This window comes from Algibacter pectinivorans, from assembly GCF_900112595.1.
In the GTDB taxonomy this organism is placed as follows: Bacteria; Bacteroidota; Bacteroidia; order Flavobacteriales; family Flavobacteriaceae; genus Algibacter_B; species Algibacter_B pectinivorans.
This window is the reverse complement of the sequence record NZ_FOMI01000005.1, coordinates 76,626-100,564: the sequence shown is the minus strand read 5'-3', so window position 1 is coordinate 100,564 and position 23,939 is coordinate 76,626. Positions and strand designations below refer to the sequence as shown.

The 23,939-nt window shown below is 34.1% G+C and carries 19 protein-coding genes; 9 read left to right on the top strand and 10 right to left on the bottom strand.

What is annotated here, in order from left to right:
* Window positions 1-90 precede the first annotated feature (90 nt).
* Complete coding sequence (locus BMY96_RS08930; protein ID WP_092851433.1) at window positions 91-549, top strand: Na(+)-translocating NADH-quinone reductase subunit F; 459 nt, start codon at window positions 91-93, stop codon at window positions 547-549.
* A gap of 70 nt (window positions 550-619) precedes the next feature.
* Here BMY96_RS08930 and nqrF read toward each other — a convergent pair whose 3' ends face one another.
* The 6 genes from nqrF to BMY96_RS08900 all read right to left on the bottom strand — a co-directional run bounded on the left by nqrF (window position 620) and on the right by BMY96_RS08900 (window position 6,700).
* Window positions 620-1,927 carry an NADH:ubiquinone reductase (Na(+)-transporting) subunit F gene (nqrF, locus tag BMY96_RS08925; protein ID WP_092851432.1) on the bottom strand — a complete coding sequence of 436 codons (1,308 nt, stop codon included), beginning with the start codon at window positions 1,925-1,927 and terminating at the stop codon, window positions 620-622.
* A 1-nt stretch (window position 1,928) separates the two neighbouring features.
* A complete protein-coding gene (gene nqrE / locus BMY96_RS08920; protein ID WP_092851431.1) occupies window positions 1,929-2,648 on the bottom strand; it encodes an NADH:ubiquinone reductase (Na(+)-transporting) subunit E in 720 nt (239 codons plus the stop codon).
* A gap of 75 nt (window positions 2,649-2,723) precedes the next feature.
* A complete protein-coding gene (locus tag BMY96_RS08915; protein ID WP_092851428.1) occupies window positions 2,724-3,368 on the bottom strand; it encodes an NADH:ubiquinone reductase (Na(+)-transporting) subunit D in 645 nt (214 codons plus the stop codon).
* Between the two features lies 1 nt (window position 3,369).
* On the bottom strand, window positions 3,370-4,116 hold the full coding sequence (locus BMY96_RS08910) for a Na(+)-translocating NADH-quinone reductase subunit C (protein ID WP_092851426.1): 747 nt from the start codon (window positions 4,114-4,116) through the stop codon (window positions 3,370-3,372).
* Window positions 4,117-4,118: 2 nt separating this feature from the next.
* Complete coding sequence (locus tag BMY96_RS08905; protein WP_092851425.1) at window positions 4,119-5,345, bottom strand: NADH:ubiquinone reductase (Na(+)-transporting) subunit B; 1,227 nt, start codon at window positions 5,343-5,345, stop codon at window positions 4,119-4,121.
* The gene (locus tag BMY96_RS08900) at window positions 5,345-6,700 is read right to left on the bottom strand and encodes a Na(+)-translocating NADH-quinone reductase subunit A (RefSeq protein WP_092851423.1); all 1,356 of its coding nucleotides are present in this window, start codon (window positions 6,698-6,700) and stop codon (window positions 5,345-5,347) included. The genes BMY96_RS08905 and BMY96_RS08900 overlap by 1 nt, the downstream gene beginning before the upstream one ends.
* A 161-nt stretch (window positions 6,701-6,861) precedes the next feature.
* On the opposite strand from BMY96_RS08900, the gene BMY96_RS08895 reads away from it, so the two are divergent.
* Together BMY96_RS08895 and apaG are read left to right on the top strand one after the other, a co-directional pair.
* Window positions 6,862-8,112 (top strand): type IX secretion system plug protein, encoded by a 1,251-nt coding sequence (locus BMY96_RS08895; RefSeq protein WP_092851422.1) that lies wholly within the window; start codon window positions 6,862-6,864, stop codon window positions 8,110-8,112.
* 169 nt (window positions 8,113-8,281) lie between these two features.
* Window positions 8,282-8,668, top strand: a complete 387-nt coding sequence (gene apaG / locus BMY96_RS08890) for a Co2+/Mg2+ efflux protein ApaG (RefSeq protein WP_092851421.1) — start codon at window positions 8,282-8,284, stop codon at window positions 8,666-8,668.
* Between the two features lie 45 nt (window positions 8,669-8,713).
* On the opposite strand, the gene BMY96_RS08885 is transcribed toward apaG, so the two are convergent.
* Window positions 8,714-9,781: a DUF6695 family protein gene (locus tag BMY96_RS08885; protein WP_245750585.1), complete on the bottom strand. Its 1,068-nt coding sequence runs from the start codon at window positions 9,779-9,781 to the stop codon at window positions 8,714-8,716.
* The gene (locus BMY96_RS08880; RefSeq protein WP_092851419.1) at window positions 9,714-10,427 is read right to left on the bottom strand and encodes an NRDE family protein; all 714 of its coding nucleotides are present in this window, start codon (window positions 10,425-10,427) and stop codon (window positions 9,714-9,716) included. The genes BMY96_RS08885 and BMY96_RS08880 overlap by 68 nt, the downstream gene beginning before the upstream one ends.
* Before the next feature lie 153 nt (window positions 10,428-10,580).
* Here BMY96_RS08880 and pruA point away from each other — a divergent pair, with 153 nt between their 5' ends.
* From pruA to BMY96_RS08865, 3 genes are all read left to right on the top strand, one after another.
* Window positions 10,581-12,209 (top strand): L-glutamate gamma-semialdehyde dehydrogenase, encoded by a 1,629-nt coding sequence (pruA, locus tag BMY96_RS08875; RefSeq protein ID WP_092851417.1) that lies wholly within the window; start codon window positions 10,581-10,583, stop codon window positions 12,207-12,209.
* A 217-nt stretch (window positions 12,210-12,426) separates the two neighbouring features.
* The gene (locus tag BMY96_RS08870; RefSeq protein ID WP_092851674.1) at window positions 12,427-12,798 is read left to right on the top strand and encodes a nuclear transport factor 2 family protein; all 372 of its coding nucleotides are present in this window, start codon (window positions 12,427-12,429) and stop codon (window positions 12,796-12,798) included.
* 168 nt (window positions 12,799-12,966) lie between these two features.
* Window positions 12,967-14,034, top strand: a complete 1,068-nt coding sequence (locus tag BMY96_RS08865; protein ID WP_092851416.1) for a DUF6090 family protein — start codon at window positions 12,967-12,969, stop codon at window positions 14,032-14,034.
* 296 nt (window positions 14,035-14,330) lie between these two features.
* Here the strand turns inward: BMY96_RS08865 and BMY96_RS08860 are convergent, their stop codons facing one another.
* A complete protein-coding gene (locus BMY96_RS08860; protein WP_175473545.1) occupies window positions 14,331-19,229 on the bottom strand; it encodes a DUF8202 domain-containing protein in 4,899 nt (1,632 codons plus the stop codon).
* A 515-nt stretch (window positions 19,230-19,744) separates the two neighbouring features.
* Between BMY96_RS08860 and BMY96_RS08855 the strand changes: the two genes are divergently transcribed.
* Window positions 19,745-20,704, top strand: coding sequence for a tetratricopeptide repeat protein (locus BMY96_RS08855; RefSeq protein ID WP_092851414.1), 960 nt, complete (start codon window positions 19,745-19,747; stop codon window positions 20,702-20,704).
* 14 nt (window positions 20,705-20,718) lie between these two features.
* Here BMY96_RS08855 and rsmG read toward each other — a convergent pair whose 3' ends face one another.
* On the bottom strand, window positions 20,719-21,348 hold the full coding sequence (gene rsmG, locus BMY96_RS08850; RefSeq protein ID WP_092851413.1) for a 16S rRNA (guanine(527)-N(7))-methyltransferase RsmG: 630 nt from the start codon (window positions 21,346-21,348) through the stop codon (window positions 20,719-20,721).
* Window positions 21,349-21,489: 141 nt separating this feature from the next.
* Here rsmG and BMY96_RS08845 point away from each other — a divergent pair, with 141 nt between their 5' ends.
* Together BMY96_RS08845 and BMY96_RS08840 are read left to right on the top strand one after the other, a co-directional pair.
* Window positions 21,490-22,587 carry a fatty acid desaturase family protein gene (locus BMY96_RS08845; protein ID WP_092851411.1) on the top strand — a complete coding sequence of 366 codons (1,098 nt, stop codon included), beginning with the start codon at window positions 21,490-21,492 and terminating at the stop codon, window positions 22,585-22,587.
* A gap of 34 nt (window positions 22,588-22,621) precedes the next feature.
* Window positions 22,622-23,806 carry a pyridoxal phosphate-dependent aminotransferase gene (locus BMY96_RS08840; protein WP_092851410.1) on the top strand — a complete coding sequence of 395 codons (1,185 nt, stop codon included), beginning with the start codon at window positions 22,622-22,624 and terminating at the stop codon, window positions 23,804-23,806.
* Window positions 23,807-23,939 lie beyond the last annotated feature (133 nt).

Below are 23,939 nucleotides of genomic sequence, written 5' to 3'. Positions count from 1 at the left end.
ACAATACTTCGTATTAAGTATATAAAATTTTAAGAGTTATTTAATAATTGAATCGTAATATTTTATTAACTTTAGGTAAAACTCTGCTTTATGAAAACTACAGCTCGTTTAGAATCGGCATTAAAAAAACTATACAATGCCTTTCATAACAACACGCTAAACCCAGAATGCTGCAGGCAATGTGCCGTTGGAAACATTTTGAACAATATGGATTTTTGGAAGCATTTATCAGATTCACATGGCGATTTAAAGCTTAATTATGTTGGCCAAATACATGAAACCTTAGGACGTAAATTTAATGGTTATTCGCCCTCAGAATTACTAAAAATTGAACATATATTCCTAGATGCTTGTGGCTATAAATTACCGCTACATTATAAAAATGAAAAACCTGTAAACCCAACAGATAAGGATATTTTGTTTAACGGTCTTACAGCAGTAATAACTTATTTATGTGAATTAGATAAAGTCGATAATGTTATGGACTACACAAAGCTATTCGAGATTAAAGACGATAATCCTAAATATGCTTTAAGTAAAGGCCTATAAAACAAAATTTAAATCATAAAAAAACCAACACAAATTGTGTTGGTTTTTATTTATATCAAAATACTTTCGACTATCCTCCAAAGTCATCAAATCGAATATGCTCATCTGGGATTCCAAAATCTTCTCCCATCTTTTGCACCGCTTTATTCATTAATGGCGGTCCACAGAAATATAATTCTATATCTTCTGGCGATTCGTGTTTGCTTAAATAGTTATCTATTACACAATTGTGAATAAACCCTACGAAACCATCACCTGGAGAATCAATATCTGCTTTTACTTGCCAGTTATCTTCTTCCATAGGTTCAGATAACGCTAAGTAGAACTTAAAGTTAGGAAACTCCTTTTCTAATTGTTCAAAATGATCTAAGTAGAATAACTCACGTTTAGAACGTCCTCCGTACCAATAAGTCACTTTTCTACCTGTTTTTAAGGTTTTGAATAGGTGATATAAGTGTGAACGCATTGGCGCCATTCCTGCTCCACCACCAACGTAAAGCATTTCGCTTTCAGACTCATTAATGAAGAACTCCCCATAAGGTCCTGAAATTGTTACTTTATCTCCTGGTTTTTGATTAAAAATATAAGACGATGCTACACCTGGGTTTACATCCATCCAACCGTTTTTAGCACGATCCCATGGCGGACAAGCCACACGTACGTTTAACATGATTTCACGTCCTTCAGCAGGATAAGAAGCCATGGAGTAAGCTCTTTCTACTGTTTCGGTGTTTTTCATTACTAAAGGCCATAAACCAAATTTATCCCATTCTGTTTGAAACTTATCTGGTGTATCATGTTCCTCCGGGTGAGCTGTAATATCCATATCTGAATATTTAACTTCACATGGTGGGATTTCAATTTGAATATATCCACCTGCTTTGTAGCCCATATCTTCAGGAATTTCAACAACAAACTCCTTAATAAAAGAGGCTACGTTATAATTACGCACTACCGTTGCTTCCCATTTTTTAATACCAAATACTTCTTCAGGAATGGTAATATTCATGTCCTGTTTTACTTTAACCTGACAAGATAAACGTGCCCCATGCTGTAACTCTTTTCTTGAAAAGTGAGGCGTTTCTGTCGGTAAAGCTTCGCCTCCACCAGATAATACATGACACTCACATTGTATACAAGTTCCACCACCACCACAAGCAGATGGCAAAAATATTTTTTGCGCTCCTAAAGTAGATAATAAACTACCACCCGATGCCACTTCAATTTCACGTTCGCCATTAATTGTAATTTTTACTGGTCCTGATGGCGATAATTTTTGTTTTACAAAAAGTAACAAACTAACAAGTATCAACGTAATTACTAAAAACGCTGCTACTGTTACTATAATTGTTCCTGATGTTCCTGCTGCTAAAATCATATTACTTTACTATTTTAGTATTATCGGCTAATTCCTTAGCCTTTTCAGTTTGTAATTCGTTAACTTGTTTAGCTGTTTCGGTTGCTGGTTGTTCTTCTTCATCACCTCCTGTTAACATACCACCAAAACTTAAAAAACCAATACCCATTAAACCTGTAATGATAAAGGTAATTCCTAATCCTCTTAAAGGTGCTGGCACATTACTATATCTAATTTTTTCACGAATAGCAGCAATTGCTAAAATGGCTAAAAACCATCCTATTCCTGAAGATATACCGTAGTTAAAGGCTAAACCTAAAGTTTCAATTTCACGAGATTGCATAAATAACGAACCACCTAAAATGGCACAGTTTACAGCAATAAGAGGTAAAAAGATACCTAAAGAATTATATAGTGATGGAGAAAACTTCTCTACTACAATCTCTACTAATTGTACCATAGTCGCAATAGTAGCGATAAACATGATGAACGAAAGAAAACTTAAATCGTAATCTACATATTCTTCACCTAACCACTTTAAAGCTCCTGGCTGTAATAAATACTGATCTAATAACCAGTTCAATGGTACTGTAATTGCTAATACAAATATAACTGCTGCTCCTAAACCAACGGCAGTTGCTACCTTTTTAGATACGGCTAAGTACGAGCACATTCCAAGGAATACTGCAAATACCATGTTATCTATAAAAATCGATTTAAAAAATAATTCTATATGTTCCATATATATTTAAGTTTTCAGTCTCAGTCTTAGTTTGCAATTACTCACTGCCTACCCCGACTGCAAACTGCTTACTGATTAATCTTCTATTAATGCTTTATTTTTACTACGTTGAACCCAGATAATTAATCCTACTACTATAAGAGCCATAGGAGGCATTAACATAAATCCATTGTTTTCGTAACCAATAGCGTACACTCCCGTTTTCTCGATAGGATCTCCAAGTACAGGAATACCAAATAAAGTTCCCGAACCTAATAACTCTCTAAAGAAACCAACAATTATTAGAATAACTGCATATCCTAAAGCGTTACCAATACCATCTAAGAAGGATTTCCATGGGCCATTAGCCAAAGCAAAAGCCTCAAAACGTCCCATAATTATACAGTTGGTAATAATTAAACCAACAAATACAGAAAGTGTTTTACTTAATTCGTAAGCAAATGCTTTTAGTACCTGATCGACTACAATTACTAAAGCAGCAACCACAATAAGTTGAACAATAATTCTAATTTTTGATGGAATGATATTTCTCATTAAAGAGATTACAACATTACCTACACTTAATACAAATAACACCGCAATTCCCATTACTAGAGACGCTTTAAGCTCTGCAGTAATTGCTAACGCAGAACAAATACCTAATACTTGAATAGTAATTGGGTTGTTATCTGCTAACGGGTCTGTTATTAACTTCGCATCTTTTTTTGAAAGTAGTCCCATATTATTTTAAAGTTTTAAAGTAAGGTAAATACAATTTTAAATCTTTCTTGATCATGGCAGAAACACCATCACCAGTAATAGTTGCACCAGCTAAGGCATCAACTTCATAATCGTCTTTTATTTCGTTTTTAGGATCGTTATTACCTTTAGCAACCGAGATACCTTTAAATACTCCAGCTTCGGTTAATAAATGTTCTCCATAAAAATCGTCCATAAAATAACGTTGTTTTATGTTTGCTCCTAAACCAGGGGTTTCACCTGCGTGATCAAAAAACGTACCTTGAACAACCATATCCTTATTTAGAGCAACATAACCCCAAATAGCATCCCAAAGTCCTTTTCCTCTTATTGGTGCTATATAAAATGTTTTACCATCTTTTTCGCCAACAAATAATGGTAAACGTCTTGTGCCTCCATTTTTACCTTTTGCTTGTTCTTTTTTAATATCAATTAAGTAAGCTTTATCATCTTCTTTAGCTACACCGTTTTCAATAACTAATTGTTTTGTGATGTATTTAGAAAATTGTTCTGCTACTTTATCTGTTCCAATAAAAGCGATATCGCCAGTACCTTCATTTTCATTAACGCCCATAGCATACAGAATATTCTGTTGCTTTTCCATACGTTTATTTTCGTCAATATTAGGTCTTAACGATGATGCCGTAAACGCTAATAATGAACCTACAACTAATACCATTGCAACAGCAAAGATTATAGTATATGAGTTTTTATCTGTATTAACTGCCATAATTATGCTGTTTTAACTTTTACACGTTTCATTCTTTTCTTCACGTTACCTTGTACCACATAGTGATCGATAGTTGGTGCAAACACATTCATTAATAGAATGGCTAACATAACACCTTCTGGATACGCTGGGTTGAATACACGAATCATAATAGAAATAAATCCTACCAAGAAACCGTAAATCCATTTTCCTTTGTTTGTTTGCGAAGCCGTTACAGGATCGGTAGCCATAAACACGGTACCAAAAGCAAAACCACCAATTATTAAGTGTTCCCAAAAAGGAGCGCTCATTAATCCGTAAAAATTACTGCTTTCTGGTATCCATCCTGAAGCTACAACTTGATTAAAGATTAATCCCATTACAATAGCACCAATTACAGATGATAACATGATTCTCCAGCTACCAATTTTAGAAAACACTAAAAATAAACCACCAAGTATAATAAGTAAGGTAGATGTTTCTCCTACAGAACCAGGAATAAATCCTAAGAACATATCGACAGTAGAGTAAGCCACTTCTTTACTTTGAGCTAAAGCACCTAAAATAGTTTCTCCAGAAATAGCATCTAAGTTTTGACCCCCAGCAATAGCTTGATCTCTTTCAACCGCACCATGTACCCACACTTTATCACCACTCATCCAAGTTGGATAAGCAAAGAATAAAAAGGCTCTAATGGTTAAAGCTGGATTAAGAATATTCATTCCTGTACCTCCAAAAACTTCTTTACCAATAACAACACCAAATACAACTGCAACAGCTAACATCCATAAAGGAATATCAATTGGTACAATAAGAGGTACTAACATTCCTGTTACTAAATACCCTTCTTCTACTTCGTGTTTATTAATAATTGCGAAAATAAATTCGATAAGTAAACCAACACCGTATGATACAATTACTAATGGAATGATTTTCCAGAAACCAACCATAAAATTATCTAGTGTCCAAAACTCTGCGCTAAAAAGACCTCCTGTTACAGATTGAATTTCGCCCAAAGCCAAGTGATGCTGATATCCTGCATTAAACATACCAAATAATAAACATGGCACCATAGCCATAATTACTGTGTTCATGGTACGCTTTAAATCGTCGGCTGCCTTAATATGAGTACCATTATGTGTGGTCTCGTTTGGCAAGTATAGAAACGTATGAAGCGCATTAAAGGCAGGAGCCATTTTTTTACTTCTATACTTTCTCTTTAATATGTGTAATTTATTTTTTAAACTCATTACCCTATCTCTTTAATCATTAAGTCTAAACCTTCTCGTATAATTTTTTGATGTGGTTGTTTAGACACACATACAAACTCAGTTAAAGCAAAATCTTCAGGTGCTACTTCGTACATTCCTAAAGCTTCCATTTCGTCTAAATCTTGATACATACAAGCCTTTAATATTTGCATAGGGAAGATATCCAAAGGAAAAACCTCTTCGTAAGTTCCTGTAGTTACAAACGCTCTATGCTCACCATTTGTATTGGTATTTAGGTCGTACTTTTTCTTTGGGTTTAACCAAGAAAATGTTAATGCTCTAGAGGTAGACACTTTATTAAATACTGGCTTATTCCATCCAAACAACTCATAATCATCGCCTTCAGGGATTACAGAAACCACGTTGCTGTAAAAATCTAAACTTCCATCAGGACGAATTTGTTTTCCTGTTAAAACATTACCAGAAATAATACGATCGTTACCTCCTTTAGATACGCCTTTATCGTAAATTAAAGTTGCAATTTCGCTACCAGCAATTGTTTTAAAGTATCTTGGTTTCTCCACTGAAGATCCTACTAAAGCCACAATACGCTCAGCATTAAATTTTCCAGTTAAAAGCAACTCTCCTATAATAACAAGGTCTTGAGCGTTAACCGTCCAAACTACTTCTCCTTTATTAACAGGATCTACTTTATTAATTAGAGTACCAACATTACCAGATGGGTGTGGTCCAGAAACCTTATGTAAAGTTATACCGTTTAATCCTGCTAGTGGCGAATTTGCATTCTTACCAACAGACACGTGTACTTTACCTTCGGTTAACTTTCCTAAAGCAGAAACAGCAGCTTGCAATTCGGCTTCTTTACCCTTTAAGGTAAAGTCCAAATCGGCAGCTAATGGTGCACTTGCATACCCAGAAATAAATATCGCTTTTGGCGATGATGCAGGGTTAGCAATAACATCATACGGTCTTTGCTTTACAAATGGCCAACAGCCAGCAGCAAGCAAATGTGCCTTAACAGCTTCCGGTTTTGCGGCATCCACGTTAAACACTCCAAAGTCCTCAAAAGCCTGAGCTTTATCGGCTTGAATCTTAATGGCATCGATACGCCTTTTTGGTCCACGAACCACCTCAACTATTTTACCTGAAACTGGCGATAAAAATTTTATTGCTTCTTCAGATTTATCGAAAAACAAGACACCTCCAGCCTTAACTGTAGTTCCTTCTTTTGCAACAAGTTTTGGTATTACGCCGTGAAAATCTTCTGGCCTTATGGTGCAGTAGTTACTAATAACTGCCTGTTCAACAGTTTTTTCAGCTTCACCAACAAGTTTAATGTCCAGACCTTTTTTGATACGAATGTCGTTTGACATATTTATTTTATTGAAATTAGTTGTCTAAAAATCGGTGCAAAAATACGAATAAATAGCGAATTTGATAAGTAATTTAAGCTCTGAATGTTATTTATACTTATTCTAAATAAAAGATTTATCTTAGGCACAAAATTTGCTTATATTTACACAAAACACGTAGAATGTCTTTCAAATTCACCTTATTATTCCTTTGTTTTATTGCTGCCGGATCTCTTTACAGTCAAGTGGCAGAAGTTAATCCGCCAGAACACATAAAGTCCATTACTTTTAAAAGTAGCAGTAGCGATTTAGGCGAACTTCCTATAATCGAACTTGGAAGCACGTTTTATTTAGAGTTTGATGCCTTGGTAGACGACGAACCCGATTTTTACTATAAAATTGAGCATTTCGATTACAACTGGAAACCTTCGGTACTCATAAAATCTGAATTTATGCTTGGGTTCGATAATTTTAGAATTCAGGACTACACCAACTCGTTTAATACTTTTCAAATGTACTCGCATTACAAGTTATCCATTCCTAACCAGCAAACTAAGCAATTAACAGTTTCGGGTAACTACATGATTTCTATTTACGACTCTTACAATGAGTTGGTGTTTTCAAGAAAATTCATGATTTACGAAAATATGGTTACACCTGGAATAGCCATAAAAAGATCTAGAGATATTAGCAATATAGAAACCACCCAAACGGTAGATATTGAAATTGCTACAGGCCAGCAATTTAACAACCCACAACAAACTGTAAAAGCTTTAATTATTCAAAACAGCAACTTAAACACAGCTATTTCAAACCTAAAACCGCAATATACTTTGGGCAACACCTTAATATATCGTTACACCAAGGAAACTGCTTTTCCTGGAGGAAACGAATATTTATTTGTAGAAACTAAAGACGTTAGAGGCGCTACAAACCGCATACAATCCATAGCACTAGAAGATCTTTACCAGTCCTATTTATTTACCGATGTGTCGCGAGCCGATTTACCGTATACTTACAACCCAGATATTAATGGTAAATTTAAAATTGTGGCTTTAGATAAAGATGATGTTTCCATTGAAGCCGATTACCTAGACCTACATTTCACTTTAAAGTACCCTGAAATGTATAATGGCGAGCACATTTACATTTATGGCAATTACAATAATTACGCCTTAGAGGAAGCCAATAAAATGACTTTCGATCTTGATAGAGAAATTTATAAAAAAACCATGAGACTAAAACAAGGGTTTTATAACTACAAATATGTAGTAGTAAATAAAGATGGCACATTAGATGAAGGCGCCATAAGTGGCAACTTTTGGCAAACCGAAAACAGCTATAAAGTATTAGTTTACTATAGAGATTTGGGGGCTAGATACGATCGCATTATTGGTTACAACGAAGTATCATCAACCAACATTACCAACTAGAACACACAAAACACTCAAAATGCATTACTATTTTAAATAACAAATGGTTATTTAACAAATTTAGATGTGCAAAATTGCATTTCATCTAATTTTTGCATCAAACGCATTAAAATCTCCATTAACCGCTTAATATTTATTATTTTAGCATCCGTTAACACTTTGCACACCAATGGTTCAACAAGTAACAAAAGGAATAAAAATTTCGGTCGAGACCACTTTTGAAGGTTCATTTTATAAAAACTATAAAATACAATACGCCTTTGGATACACGATTACAATCGAAAACCAGAGTAAAGACTCTGTACAACTTTATGCGCGCCATTGGGAAATTTTAGACGCACTAAACAACGTAGAAACTGTTTCTGGCGAAGGCGTAATAGGTAAAAAGCCAGTATTAAAACCAGGCGAATCGCACACCTACTCCTCGGGTTGTTTACTAACATCGCCGTTTGGTGCTATGCAAGGTCAGTACAGCATGGTAAACTTTACAACTACTCAAAAATTTAAAGTTACTATACCCACATTTAAGTTAAGCGCACCTTTTGCTATAAACTAAACCATCGTATTAAACTTAGGGTTTAAATAAATATCCAAAAAGCGATTAGATTTTACGGCTAAACCTAAAAACAACATCATGCTGCTTGATATGAAAAAATTTACAATTTGAATAATGAATAAATTCATAATCTAAATTAGCATTAAACCCATCATCTTCAACAGTAAAAACGGCATCGCAATCTATATTACCATAAGCCGAAATACGCCTAAATCGATAGTCGCTTTTAGTTTCCAAATCATATAACTCAAACCAGGCACCAGCAGCAATACCAGATAACCATTGCGCCTTACTATGCAAACCATCAACAAATTTAGCATCTTGGGTACCTATTAAATTAACTTTATGGTCTTTCAATTTATCTAAAAAGCAGCGAATGTTTTCGCTTTTTTGAGAGCCTTTAAATTCTGAAATTGCTCCGATTTCAGAAACCTCGTAAGGAAACGCTTCCGTATCAGCAAGCAACACGTTACCAACTGTACTTGGTGTAAACCATTTCGATTTTTCAAGACGCTTCTTAATTTTAGCATCGGTTACCGAAGCTATTAAAGTATCTGTTACAAAACGGGCACAATTACAGGCATCTTTTATAAATGCGGCATACCGTATAAAATGCTTGTTTTGCATTTTGGTAATATGTGCTCTCGCCTTTTTATAATTAACAGCATTACAAACCGAAGCCACCAACTTACCATCACCATGAGTAAGTTTAGGATGCGTTGCTAAAAACTCTAAAATAGCATCTAAGTTTTTTATCTGACCTTCCCTTTGGCTACCGGAATCAATATCGGCTTTTATTGGAAAATGCAATTCGTTATCGGTATTGCTACCTCGAACTCTACCATTGGGCTCGGGTGTAATATAACGCCCAAAATCATGATATTCTAACACACCTGTGTCCTTATTAATTAAAACCAAAGCGGCATGACCTGCTCGGAGGTAATTGGTTTTACCAACCCCAACATATTTTAAAAATGGAGAAAACCACTCTTCAGATACCATAACAATAGTATCCGGATAAGCCAATGTTAAAATAATACCTGTATTATCCATTAACGACTTCGGGAAGATTAAATGCTTTGGTATACACCTTATTGTCCCTAAGATTTTCATAGCGCATTATTACCCTAGCTCCTTGTTTAACAATTTGAGTAATACTTGTAGTTTTCACTAAACCACGATCCATTACTATGCCGTAATCTAAATTACTTTCATCCTTTGTACCATGAAATTTTAGAAGTGACTCAACATTATAATTCTCTAATTTATCAAACCACATTTTACGGCTATTTTTCATAACCTGTGTATAAAGAGTTGAAGACGACCAAATTTTAGGTTCTAAAGGCAATTCGTTAAAATGTTTTTTTATACCATCCCAAACCAGTTCGTAGAACTTTAACCCCGAATTCCAATCTGCAATTACCATTGTAAATGGCTCTATACCATTAAATTTATAAGCTTTAATACTAGATTCTATTTTATTGCAAACTAAAAAATCATTAACTACAATACCTCTACTTTTTATGTAATTATCCTCTCTTTCATGTTTTTTAAAGCCACCATTAAGCAAGCAAACTACCCGATTATTCTCACTAACACCTACCCACGTACCTCCTTTAATATCTTTAGGAAACAGTAATCTATTATCTTTCACAACGTAAAAATCTGGAATTAACGGTAGCCTATCTGGTGCTTCATCTCGATTAGAGGTTAACACAAAATCATTTTTTCCTATTGGAAATATTGTAACTGTACACATAGATAAAGAGTAGTCTTAAAATACATTTGCAAATTACAAAATATAAATAAAATTTAACTTGCTTTTAAGAAGGTTAACTTTAAATAAATCTTTTAATTATTCTTAAGTTTGCTTTAGATTTACTGAAAATTCAACAACAAAAAATCAAATATCATGGGAAAAGGCTTTTTTAAGGTGCCAGTAGCGGTTAACGAACCGGTAAAATCTTATGCTCCTGGATCGCAAGAGCGTGATGCAGTTCTAAAGACTTACAAGGCAATGTTTAATAGTAAAGTTGATGTGCCTCTATATATTAACGGTAAACATGTGGAGTCTGGAAACACCAGAACCATGTCGCCACCACACGACCACAAGCATATTGTAGGTACGTACCACATAGCAGAACAAAAGCATATTGACGATGCCATTTCTACAGCTTTAGAGGCTAGAAAATCGTGGGCACTAATGCCTTGGGAACAACGTGCAGGTATCTTTTTAAAAGCTGCCGAATTAATTGCAGGACCATACCGTGCTAAAATAAACGCCGCAACTATGATTGCACAATCTAAAACCATACATCAAGCTGAAATCGATGCGGCCTGTGAGTTTATAGATTTCTTGCGTTTTAATGTTCAGTTTATGACGGACATTTACATGGAACAACCAGAAAGCACAAGCGATGCTTGGAACAAAATTGAATACCGCCCGTTAGAAGGTTTCACCTATGCTGTTACTCCATTTAACTTTACGGCTATTGCTGGTAACTTACCTGCATGTATGGCATTAATGGGTAATGTTGTAGTTTGGAAACCTAGTGATAGCCAAGTATATTCTGCTAAAGTTATTATGGATGTTTTTGAAGAAGCCGGTGTACCTCCTGGAGTAATAAACGTTGTTTTTGGAGACCCTGTAATGATTACCAATACGGTTATGGCGAGTCCAGATTTTTCAGGTTTACACTTTACGGGTTCTACATATATATTTAAAGAGCTTTGGAAACAAATAGGAAACAACATACACAACTATAAAACCTACCCACGTATTGTTGGTGAAACTGGTGGGAAAGATTTTATTGTTGCCCATAAATCGGCCAATGCAAAACAAGTGGCTACAGCAATTGTACGTGGCGCCTTCGAGTTTCAAGGTCAAAAATGTAGTGCTGCTTCAAGAGCTTATATACCAAAAAGTTTATGGAGTGCAGTTAAAGATTTCGTTCTTGAAGATTTAAAATCTTTAAAAATGGGATCGCCGGAGGATATGAGCAATTTTATTACTGCTGTAATTCATGAGGGCTCTTTTGATAAGCTCGCAAAATATATTGATGATGCTAAAGCCGATGCAGATGCCGAAATTATTGCTGGTGGTAATTATGATAAAAGTAAAGGATACTTTATTGAACCTACTGTTATTCTAGCCAAAGACCCAAAATACACAACTATGTGTACCGAACTTTTTGGACCTGTAATTACCATTTATGTTTATGAAGATGACGCTTACGCCGAAACCTTAAAACTTATTGACGAAACTAGCGAATACGCCTTAACAGGTGCTATTATTTCGAAAGATAGATACGCCATAACACAGGCTACCGAGGCTTTACAAAATGCCGCCGGAAACTTTTATATTAACGATAAACCAACAGGTGCCGTTGTAGGACAGCAACCGTTTGGCGGAGCCAGAGCATCTGGAACCAACGATAAAGCAGGAAGTGCACAAAACTTATTGCGTTGGGTATCGCCTAGAATGATAAAAGAAACTTTTGTTACACCAACAGATTACAGATATCCTTTTTTAGGAGAATAAAAGTATTAAAACAAGGCATTTACAAATATTAAAACTCTAAGCTTTGGCTTGGGGTTTTGTTTTTCTTACAAAAAAATAAATTATATTTACAGGACAACTACAACTATTAAGTTGCTGTATTCTAAGTTGTTTTTGGAAAATTAAACAGAAATGTAATATTATAATGTTTTGTACACAACCTGAGAAACAAACTCTAAAATTTAAACTTAATAAAATTATGACAAAGCAGGATATAGCAAAGCAATACATAATGCATCTTGAAAATGGAAATATTGAACAAGTAGTTGCATTATTCAATCAAAACGGTATGGTGGATTCACCATTATATGGAATAAAAAAAGCAGATGAATTTTATCGTGAATTAAATAGTGATACCTCAAATTCTGAACTTAGCTTAAAAGGAATTTTTGAAGAAAATAGCTCCAACAATTTAGCCCTTTATTTCACCTATAAATGGACTTTAAAAAATGATAAAAAAGTAGAATTTGATGTCGTTGACATTATTGAATTCGATAATCAAAATAAGATTAATAAACTAAAAATTATATATGATACTGTTATCGCCAGAAAATTAGTGGATCAGCTATAATAAAGCCTGCATACAACAATCTATTAAAATTATTGCGGCTTAGTGCTTAATCAAAATTCGTTGTGTGTTTGCTACGTATAATTTTTTCTTCGAAAAACCCTCTCGTGCAAACCCGCAACTATTTTAACACCATAACGTAATATTTCGTTGTAACCAACTGTAAGGCTCATGATAAAATTCTTTAGAAAAATTCGAAAAAACCTGCTATCCGAAAACAAATTTAGCAAATACATGTTGTATGCTATAGGCGAGATTGTACTTGTTATTATTGGTATTCTTATCGCGCTTCAAATAAATAATAAAAACGAACAGCGAAAAACCGAAAATAAAATTGTTTCTATTTTAAAAGAAGTACAACATGATTTAGGACTAGACATTCAAAAATCGGACGAACTAATTGCCTATTACAAAACAAAGGATTCAATCATCAAATTAATACAGACAGATAAACTAACCTATAATGATTATAAAAATGATTATCAATATGCTTTAAGATATGCTATTATGAATGCTTTTCATATAAAAATTCACACTAATGGATATACTAACCTCATAGAGAACGTTGATAATGTTCCCAAAAAACTAAAAGCAGTTATTGAGCCATTAAACGAGATCTATATTTATAACAAATACGAAATAGACAAGTTCGATAGTCGAATGGACTTTATTACCGATAGAGTGAGGGACGAGTTAGCCAAAAGTAAAGATTGGTATTACAGATTAGATTGGGCTCAACTAGAAGATGACATGATTAATTTTTTCCTGAATGACCCTTATTATAAAAATGATGTATATCTATACCAAAATGCCGGCTGGATAAATTTGGCATATCATGTTACACTATTTAGAGAAAACGCAATTAATGCATACAAACAAATAAACACTCTTATTGAAAGTAATGAACCGCTTCCCGATTTTATACCGCATAATTTAGTTAACCTAACCACAGCACAACTAAATGACTATGTTGGTACTTATAAGGTTGTTAAACTTGAAGGTTACGATGGCCCCATTCCAGATTTAAACTATAAAATTGAGATACAAAACAATGATATAGTAGGCGTTATGGATGAAGATTTTGAAGATATGGATTATTTCTATTTTGAAACAGTAGATAAGATATTTGGTCAGACCGATATTTACCTTAAAGGAGCGTTTGTAAGAGATAGTTTGAATAAAGTTACCTCTTTAATTATTATGAAAAATGAAAGAACAGCACACTTAAATAAACTTTAAACCAAGCAACAACAAAAGCCTAACACTGCACATAATAAATAGCCAACTCGAGCCTATGCATAATCTATGCTTACAGATTTTTTTTAGTTATTATTACTAACTTTAATACTTTCTATACCATTTAACACACAAAAAACCATTTTTTTTACTAAATAAAACTGCCAGCTATGTGGTTTATAAATTTTAAAGACTTCCTTAAACCTAAACTGCACCTGGTAAAAGCTTAAGCCCAACCTATATCCCAAATTATATTCGGGATATAAGTAACGCTTCTCTTCAAAAATCAAACATTGCTATTAATCTGCTATTATCTTTTTGCTAATACTCCCTACTTCCGAATTAATATCTATAATATACATACCTGTACTTAATGGTAAGTTAATAGATTCATCTTCGGTTGTGTTTATATTTAATGTTTTAATCTCTTGCCCTAATAAATTATAAACCGCAAGGTCTTTAATAAGGTAATTGTGCTTATTTATAATATTTAGCTGCTTAGTTTCGTTGGCATAATACACTAAAATATCATCTGGTTGTTCAATACTATTTTCTACACTTAAAAGTGCATTATTAAACACTAGTTTAAAGCGTTCTGTATATTCTCCTGCCTCTAAATAAAGCTCGAAAGCATTATTATTAATAGAAAAGGCTTCGTTGGTTGTTAAATCTTTAAGATAGATTGGAGTATTTTTAGCTAGATTCTCTAAAGCTTCTAATTCAATTTTTACCACACCTGCTTGTTTAACTTTCAATCCTAAATCAAACTCTTGCGTAGCATCAAATTTATCGACTCCTTGTATAACGAGCTTCTTGTTTTGTAACACCCAATACATATCTTCTATACAAACATCGACCATAAAAGCATCGTAACCAATATCGAAGTTTTTAGAGGCATTAGTATTAGCCCCTAAAATAATTTGCCGGTTATATCCCATTGGTGAGTTATACCTGAGTTTTATACGAGGTGTATTGTCTTTATGGATATGCACCTTGTTATTTTTAGTATTTTCCGATTTAAAAAACAATGATGATGATGCGTCTTCTTTAGCAAAAACACGCTGACTATTCTTAAATACAATGTCTCCGCCATCTACTGTGGTTAATGTGGCTCCGTTATCGTTATCAAAACCATCTAACAAGGTACTTACAAAAAAACCTTGATTTACAGGAATGTATTCTCCTGGTACTTTTGTACCTACACCTCCAGTGGCATTAATTCTACTATCGTTAGCTATTGCTGGGGCGCCACCAATTAAATTTCTGGTTGCGTAACCACCAACATATTGTGCTAAGTTGTGCGAGTTTTCTTCTCCAAAATGATCCCAGAAGTATAGCGCTCCGTTTATAACAGTTCCATTAGGGTTAGTGCCTCCATCGGCAATGCTTAAATTATCTAAAATAAACGCCTTGGCATCTATAGCTGATGGATACGGGTTGCCTATTAATCGGTCTACTTCTTCGGACGAATTATCTAATGGTAAGGTAATATCTCCGTTGTTTGGCAATCCTGTAAACACATAGTTTTGCAATGTTGTAACAGGGACACTTCCAGACGTTCCTTTCATGGTAAAGCCTTCGCCTGCGATTAAAGGGGTTGTTTCACTAATTTTTGCCCATGAATTATATGAATCTGTAGTTCCATAAAACTTATACAACCAATAGGTACTTATCGTTTTCGCTAACCCTGGCGGAGGTGGTGTTCCACTTCCATCTGGGGAACTACTGTAAAGCAAGCTCTGATAAAATGCTGAAATAGAACCGTCATTTAAAACATTAGATATAGCGTAATTACCATTAATAGCTGTTAGTCCTGTACCGCGGGTTGCAGAATTACCAGTTATTGGGCCTACTGATGATGACCAATAATTATAATTATAACCATTTGCTGTACCTTGTTGATCTCTTTCAATATAACCACCGCTATCGGCATCAACAACACTTCCTTCTTTCTGAATTAATTGAGACTCCCCTATTAAATCAATTACACCATCCAATTCTAAATAATGAGAAATGGTTAAACTTTGTCCAGAATTTGTTTCATCTGGAAACTCATTAGGGTCTGCAATGGTAATCATACCATTGGTTTGTACTAACCCTAAAAGTGTAACATCCCTATCTCCCGAAGAAATATTGTGAGCGCTCTCAACAATATTCCAATCTATAGTGGTAACACCATCTAAACCAATAGAGTTTGGAATGGCCACATTAGCATTATTTGCCCAACACCCAGCAGTATCCCATGTTCCATCGGCAGTAGTAACATAAGGCAGTGGGGCCGTTTGGTCATCTATTAAAGTTTTATCCTTGCTTAGGTATTTTAATCTTAAAAAATAACGCTGGTCTGTAAGCCCCTCAATAGTAGAACCATATATTGAGTTAAAATCATAATATACTCTTATCCTGCTCCAAGGAATCGAAGCCGTTTCATTACAGGTTGAAGCTTGAGGAATAATTTTCCCATTAACACAGTCCGTTCCGCTAACATTAAATCGCTCAACTTCTTGATTCATTAAAAAGCGCACCTGACTATAAGATAATGCAACATCCCATATATAAACTTCTTCAATATTTCCTAAAAAGGGATTAATAACAGTATCCTTATCTATGTATAATGCCCCAATGCAATAATTATTAAAATTAGGTGTTGGATGCATAACATTTTGCACCGATTTATCTAGAATTCCATCTATATACATAAATATAGTTCCGCTATCATAAACATAAGTAATTTGATGCCACTTCCCATCATCAACCACCATATTAGATGTATATTTAGGTGACGCATTATTATCCATACACACTTCTATTTTTCCGGCACTATTTAAACGCATTTGAAGTTTTTCGCCTTTAGCCATTAAAGTTCTATTACTAGCGTTTGCTGCACATTTAATCCATGCCGAAATTGTAAAATCATCTACATTTAAGTTAATATCGGACTCGCCAACTAAATAATCGCCAGCTTCAATATTAACGGCCTGTTTTCCTTCTAATTTTGAAACTTTACCAAATGTAAAATATTTAGTTCCATCAAAATTATACCACGTATTAAGGTCTATACCAGAATCTGATGGTCTTAATGGAATAACATCAATAATATCTCCATCGGCAAAAGTTGCATTATCGGCTACTATTAAAGCATATTCCTCGTTATCAGTTTTAGAAAACCCACTAAAGGCTGCCATTGGTATTGAAACATAAACAGTTTCCACATCACCATCAACATGCTCGTTAGATTCCACTATTTTCCAGGTTCTATCTATTCTTGTTATTGCTGTAGTTAAACCCGTAGCTACTGTTACGGTATTAGTACTTGCACCTGTATATGGCGCATTATTATTTCCCCAAACTAAAAAATCGCCATCCTTTTTAAACTCATTACTATTTAAGTTGTTTGTAGCAAAAATGTTTCCTAAACTAATGCTTACTTCGTTGTCTAGGTTTAAAGATTTCGATTGTTTTTGATTTAAATCTGATATAGAATCCTTACCTATTCCTGCAACATTATAATTAAAGCCAGAATTAGCTGTAATATCCCAAGTTTTGCTACCAAACGAATTTATATAATCTTTTTCTGCTTCCATACTAGAGCCAAGAGTAATACCATACTTTATACCTAAATAAGATTCTATTTTTTGTCTATCGGCATCATTAACGCGTTCGGCAAATGTAAATATTTCGGCAACTCGTCCATTTAAACTCCCTTGAGACCCCATATTTCTACCTATCCAATATTCGGAACCATAAACCGTAAAAGGGGCAACAAGTTCGGTAATTCCAATATTTAAAAAAGGAATATTATTAACTGAACTTGTAGATACAATATTGGAGTTATACAAAAGCTCTTGAGCTGAAGCTGTTAAATTATTACGAACGTTAATTATTCCGGGTTTATCATACGTTACTGTAGCCTCATCTGCAACACCATTATAAAGACCTAAAGGTAAGGCTAGAGGAATACCTTGATTATAAGATAACACTTCGTTATCAAATTCATTGGAATAATCACCAAAACCAACACCCGTTATATCTCCTGGCAAACCTGCAACGGTACCAGAAAAAATAGTACATCTTGAGGAGACTGCTGTTATAGGCGTATCAGGCACCATAACGATAAAAATATCTTGACTGTAAAACCCATCGCTAGAATTATGCAAATACTGCTCTAACAAAGCACCATCATTTTCAAACTTTATTACCGGGTTATAATTAATATTATCGGCCTCTGTATCTAAATAAGTGGGCTGCTTATCTGCTATTGGCTGTGTAGCATCTTTACCTTTTGTTCCTAAATCTGCCCAAACAGATACTTTGGATGCCGTTTCAGTTACACCACGAGTGGATTTTAACCAAAGTCTAAATTCGGCAAGAATACCTCCAGGACCAGGAATACTAAGGTCATATAAATCAGCCTTTACCGTAAATGTGAATGTCGTATTTCCAGTATTACCAATACTAATAACACTAGATTGTGTTCCAGAACCAACTAAAGGAGCTGTAAAAGTTACATTAAACGCAATGGAATTATAAGGGTTAATATTGTTTGCTGGTATAGGCGTTATTGCAGAAGCAACAAAATCGCTATTAGAGCTAGCAAGAGAAAGTACATCTAAATTACAACTCCCTATATTAGATATAACATAAGTTCTAGTAACGGAAGTTCCTTTATCTACAATACCAAAAAAAGTTCCGTTAAGAGCCGATGTTACTGTATCACCATGATATATATCTGCATAAGGACTTCCTCCTAGCACAAATATTTCGGGAGATGCATTTATTTGAAGCGTAAATGTAAAGTTTGGTTGGTTACTAACTTCTATGGTTACGACCGTACTTTTAGTACCACATACAAAACTAGTCGTGTTAATTTCAAAATCAAGAAATTTATAACCTCCTAAGCAGGCTAAGGGCTTAATATTTGCTGTAGGATTATTTGGAGAAACCTCAAAATCTGCAGTGTTAGATACCGTTACATCTTGAATTTTAAGATAATCGCAATTAGCCAACTCTGCATTGGTAATTCTAAAATCTAAACTATTACCTTCTGTAATGGTTAAAGTGGATCCTTCTGTTACAATTGCACCTCCAATAACTTCAACTTGTGCTACCTGAGCATTACTAGTTAAGCTTAAAAAAGAAACAACAAACAATAAGGTAAATTGAGGAAAATAGGTTGGTCTTTCGCATCTCATCATCATATACATTTTAGGTTATTGTAATACTGAGAGACTAACTAACTTATAAAAAGCAGCTAAACAAATTTACATTTTAATTGCGATATTATGTAAGTATTTTCGATGAAATGCAAAAATATATTTTTTTTGTAGGCTAAAACCTTCTAATTATCTGCATTTCGTCGATTTACAACTAAAAATGTAAAACATCTAAAAACCACCTTTTTCAAAAAACAAACACTTCTGTCTAATGGTCTAAATTATACATTAAACAATATTTAAAAATTTTTAACGTTGTGCCTTTTTACTTTGTAAATTTTTGGTAGAATAATTTGAAATGTTATACCCGTAAAAAAATAAAAACTAGTAGTGAAAATAAAAACTCAAAATTAAAAGAGCTATACTTATTTTTAAAATAAGAGTTACAACAATCTGTCTATTTTTTGTAAATAATTTTATTTAGGAATAAAATTTGAATTATCTTCACTAAGATTTCTTGAAGCAAGTAAAACGGCATGTTATTTGTGGATTAAAATTTAATGATGAAAAAACTAATACTCCTTATTATTGTCGTAATACCGTTGCTTAATTTTGGACAAGCTAAAAAGGTATTGAGAAAAGCATTAAGAACCACGGATCTTAATGAAAAAATAAAACTACTTAATCAAGTTATAGACGAAGAGCCTAAAAACTTAGACGCTTACTTCTATAGAGCTGCGGCCAAAAATGATTTGGGCGATTATAGTGGAGCCATTGTAGACTACTCTAAAATTATAGTTATAGAACCGGATGCCGATACGTATTACAATCGTGGTAACTCCAAATACAGCTTAAAAGATTTTACAGGCGCTAGAGTAGATTATGCTAAGGCCTATATGCTAGATGAAAATTTTATTGATGCCTTATATAGTTTAGCCTGTGTAAAATTGGATTTGGGTGAATTTGACAGAGCCATAGAAGATTTTACTACTATTATAAAACAAGTTCCAGACAATCCTAATATTTATGCCCTACGCGCCATAGCCTATAAGGCCATTGAAAAAAACACAGCCGCGATTGAAGATTACTCCATGGCTATTGCTATAGATCCTAGTGCCGACAACTATTATAATAGAGGTGCTTTTTTAATGGATATTAAATATTATAAAGAAGCACAGAGCGATTTAACAAGATCCTTACGACTTAATAGAAACAATGCTTTTGGATATTTTTATAGAGGGGCATCGAACTTATTTTTAGGAGCTTTTAACAACTCCATTTCAGATTTCACAAAAGCCATTTCTTTTGACACCATGGATTTTGATGCATACTTAGGTTTAGCCATGGCATATCTAAAAAATAATGATTTAGTAAATGCTAAAAAAGCTTACGACAGGGCCAACGCCATTCTTTCACTTAATGATGTTAATAATATCAAGCAATACGCCAATACGTATTGGTTTCAAAACCAATATTATTACTTTAATAATGTAGTGGTGGAGTTAGCTAAGCTTAAGTAGAAAGCTTAAAAAAACTAACCTCTATACTTAAGTGGCAAGTGCACTACTTTTTTGGTTTCGTAAAAATCTTCTTTAAAATAATCGCTTAGGTTATAAATAGTTGTGGTTCTATAATCTTTTAACTCTTCGGTTAAGTCGCCTCCTTTTAGGTATAAAATTCCGTTTTTAAGATCGTGCTTTTGGTCCTTAGCTATTTTACCTTTTATCCAATGCACAAAAGTTGGCATTGCAGCTACGGCTCTACTAATTATAAAATCGTAATTATCTTTAATCTCCTCTACCCTGCTATGTGTTGTTTTAACATTAGTTAAGCCTAGTCCAGCAACAACCTCATCGACAACTTTTAGTTTTTTTGCTATACTATCTACTAAATGAAATGAACATTCTGGAAATAAAATAGCCAAAGGAATACCAGGAAAACCACCTCCTGTACCAACATCTAACAATTTAGTACCCGGTTTAAATTCTATAACTTTTGCTATACCTAAACTATGCAACACATGGCGTAGGTATAACTCATCAATATCTTTTCGAGATACCACATTAATTTTCAAATTCCAATCTTGATATAAGTCTTCAAGCTTTATAAATTGTTCTATTTGGTGTTCCGTAAGGTTTGGAAAATACTTTAATATAAGCTCCATGAAAGTTAAATTTTAAACAAAAGTATACTTTTTACACACATTTTTTTACAAAAAAACGTTATTACTTCAAATGGTTTATACCTATCTTTGCCGTAGGTATGAGAAGCATTTTATATTTTTATCATATTTAAAAACAATACAATGAATAAACAAGCGCTTTCTTTTTCAAGAAAAGACCCAGCAAAGTTTTTTAAGACCCTTAATAAGCGGGTTAACAACTACTTTAAGGAAAACGAAATAAAACGTACCGGAAATTGGAAATTATACATTAAAGCCATAGTAATGTTTGCATTACTTATAGTGCCTGCAGTTTTAATTTTAACCATAGATAGCCTACCAGGTTGGGCACAATTACTAGGAATGGTAATTGTTGGAATAGGAATGGCAGGTGTTGGCATGAATGTTATGCACGATGCTAACCACGGCTCTTTTTCTAGTAAAAAATGGGTTAATAAATTAATGGGAAGCAGCATTTATATTCTAGCCGGTAACGACTACAATTGGAAAGTACAGCACAATGTTTTACACCACACCTATACTAACATTCAAGGACATGATGAGGATATTGATGCGGGCAGAATTATACGTTTTTCAAAACATGCTAAATGGTTTAGATTTCATAAATATCAAAAATATTACGCCTTCTTTTTGTATGGTTTATTAACTGCAAATTGGGCCATTACAACAGATTTTATTCAGACTTACAACTACCTTAAACGCAAATTAGCCTACGGTAAATTACCGCATCCTGCAACGCAATGGACAAAGCTAATTATAGGTAAAATAGTGTATTATAGTATTTGGGTTGTTTTACCTATTTCTGTTGGTTTTGCATGGTGGGAAGTTTTAATAGGCTTTATTGCTATGCACTATACAGCTGGAATAATTTTAAGTGTTATTTTTCAATTGGCGCACGTTATGCCTAATACAGAAATGCCCTTACCAGACGCTGAAGGTAATATGAAAAACACTTGGGCCATTCACCAATTATTTACAACATCTAATTTTTCTCCTAAAAGTTGGATTGTTGAGTTTTATACAGGCGGATTAAACAGGCAAGTAGAGCACCACTTATTTGCTAATATTAGTCATATCCATTACCGTAAATTAGCAAAGATTGTTAAGGAAACTGCACAAGAATTTAGTTTACCTTACAATGAATACAATACGTTTATGCAAGCGGTTGCAGAACATTACAATCAATTAAAAACGCTAGGACAAAAACCAAGTTTAGCTTAATTATACACTTACCGATTAAACAAAATAACTAACAATGCAATTACTATCTGATAGAATTTTAAACATGGCAACGTCTGCTACTTTAGCAATGGCAGCCAAAGCAAGAGAACTTAGAGGCGAAGGAAAAGATATTATTGGTTTAAGTTTAGGAGAACCTGACTTTAACACTCCCGATTTTATAAAAGACGCTGCTATACAAGCCATTAACGACAACTACAACTCGTACACACCTGTTGATGGTTACGGCGAATTAAAAGATGCTATAATTACTAAGTTTAAGCGCGATAACAATTTAACGTACGCACCAGCTCAAATTGTAGTTTCTACGGGAGCAAAACAATGTTTAGCCAACGTTGCTGGCGTTATGCTTAATGCAGGAGACGAAGTGCTTTTACCTTGCCCGTACTGGGTAAGTTACGCAGATATTGTAAAGCTTTACGATGGTGTACCTGTAGAAGTAAAAACATCTATAGATACCGATTTTAAAATGACTGCTAGTCAACTTGAAGCAGCTATTACGCCAAAAACAAAAATGATTTGGTTAAGCTCACCTTGCAACCCAAGTGGGTCTGTTTATACTAAAGCAGAATTAAGAGCTTTAGCCGATGTACTTGTAAAACATCCAGATATCTATGTGGTTTCAGATGAAATTTATGAGCACATTAACTATGGCGAAGGACACGCTAGTATGGCTGAATTTGAAGATATGTACAACAATACCATTACAGTAAACGGTGTATCTAAAGCATTTGCAATGACTGGATGGCGTATTGGTTATATTGGTGCTCCAGAAAAAATTGCAAGAGCCTGCAACAAATTACAAGGACAAATGACAAGTGGTGCTAACTGTATTGCACAACGCGCAGTAATTACAGCTTTAAACGAGCCGCCTTCTCGCGTACAATACATGATAGACGAGTTTAAAGAGCGTCGCGATTTAATATTAGGATTAGTAAACGATATTGAAGGCTTTAAAGCTAACACACCAGATGGCGCGTTTTACATTTTCCCAGATGTTACTCACTTTTTTGGAAAAACATTACGTGGTAAGAAAATAAACAATGCTACCGACTTTTCTTTATACTTATTGGAAGAAGCCCTTGTTGCAACTGTAACTGGTGAAGCTTTTGGAAATCCAGATTGTATTAGAATTTCGTACGCCGCTTCGCAAGAACAAATTATCGAAGCTATTAAACGTATTAAAGAGGTTGTAAGCTAGTCACACCCCTTTTTAAATATTTAATTCAGACCTGTTAAGTTTTAAAAAACTGACAGGTCTTTTTTTTTGGATAATACGTTAACATAAAGTTTTTGGGCACCTGCCGGCATGCAGGCGCCCATATAACTAAAGA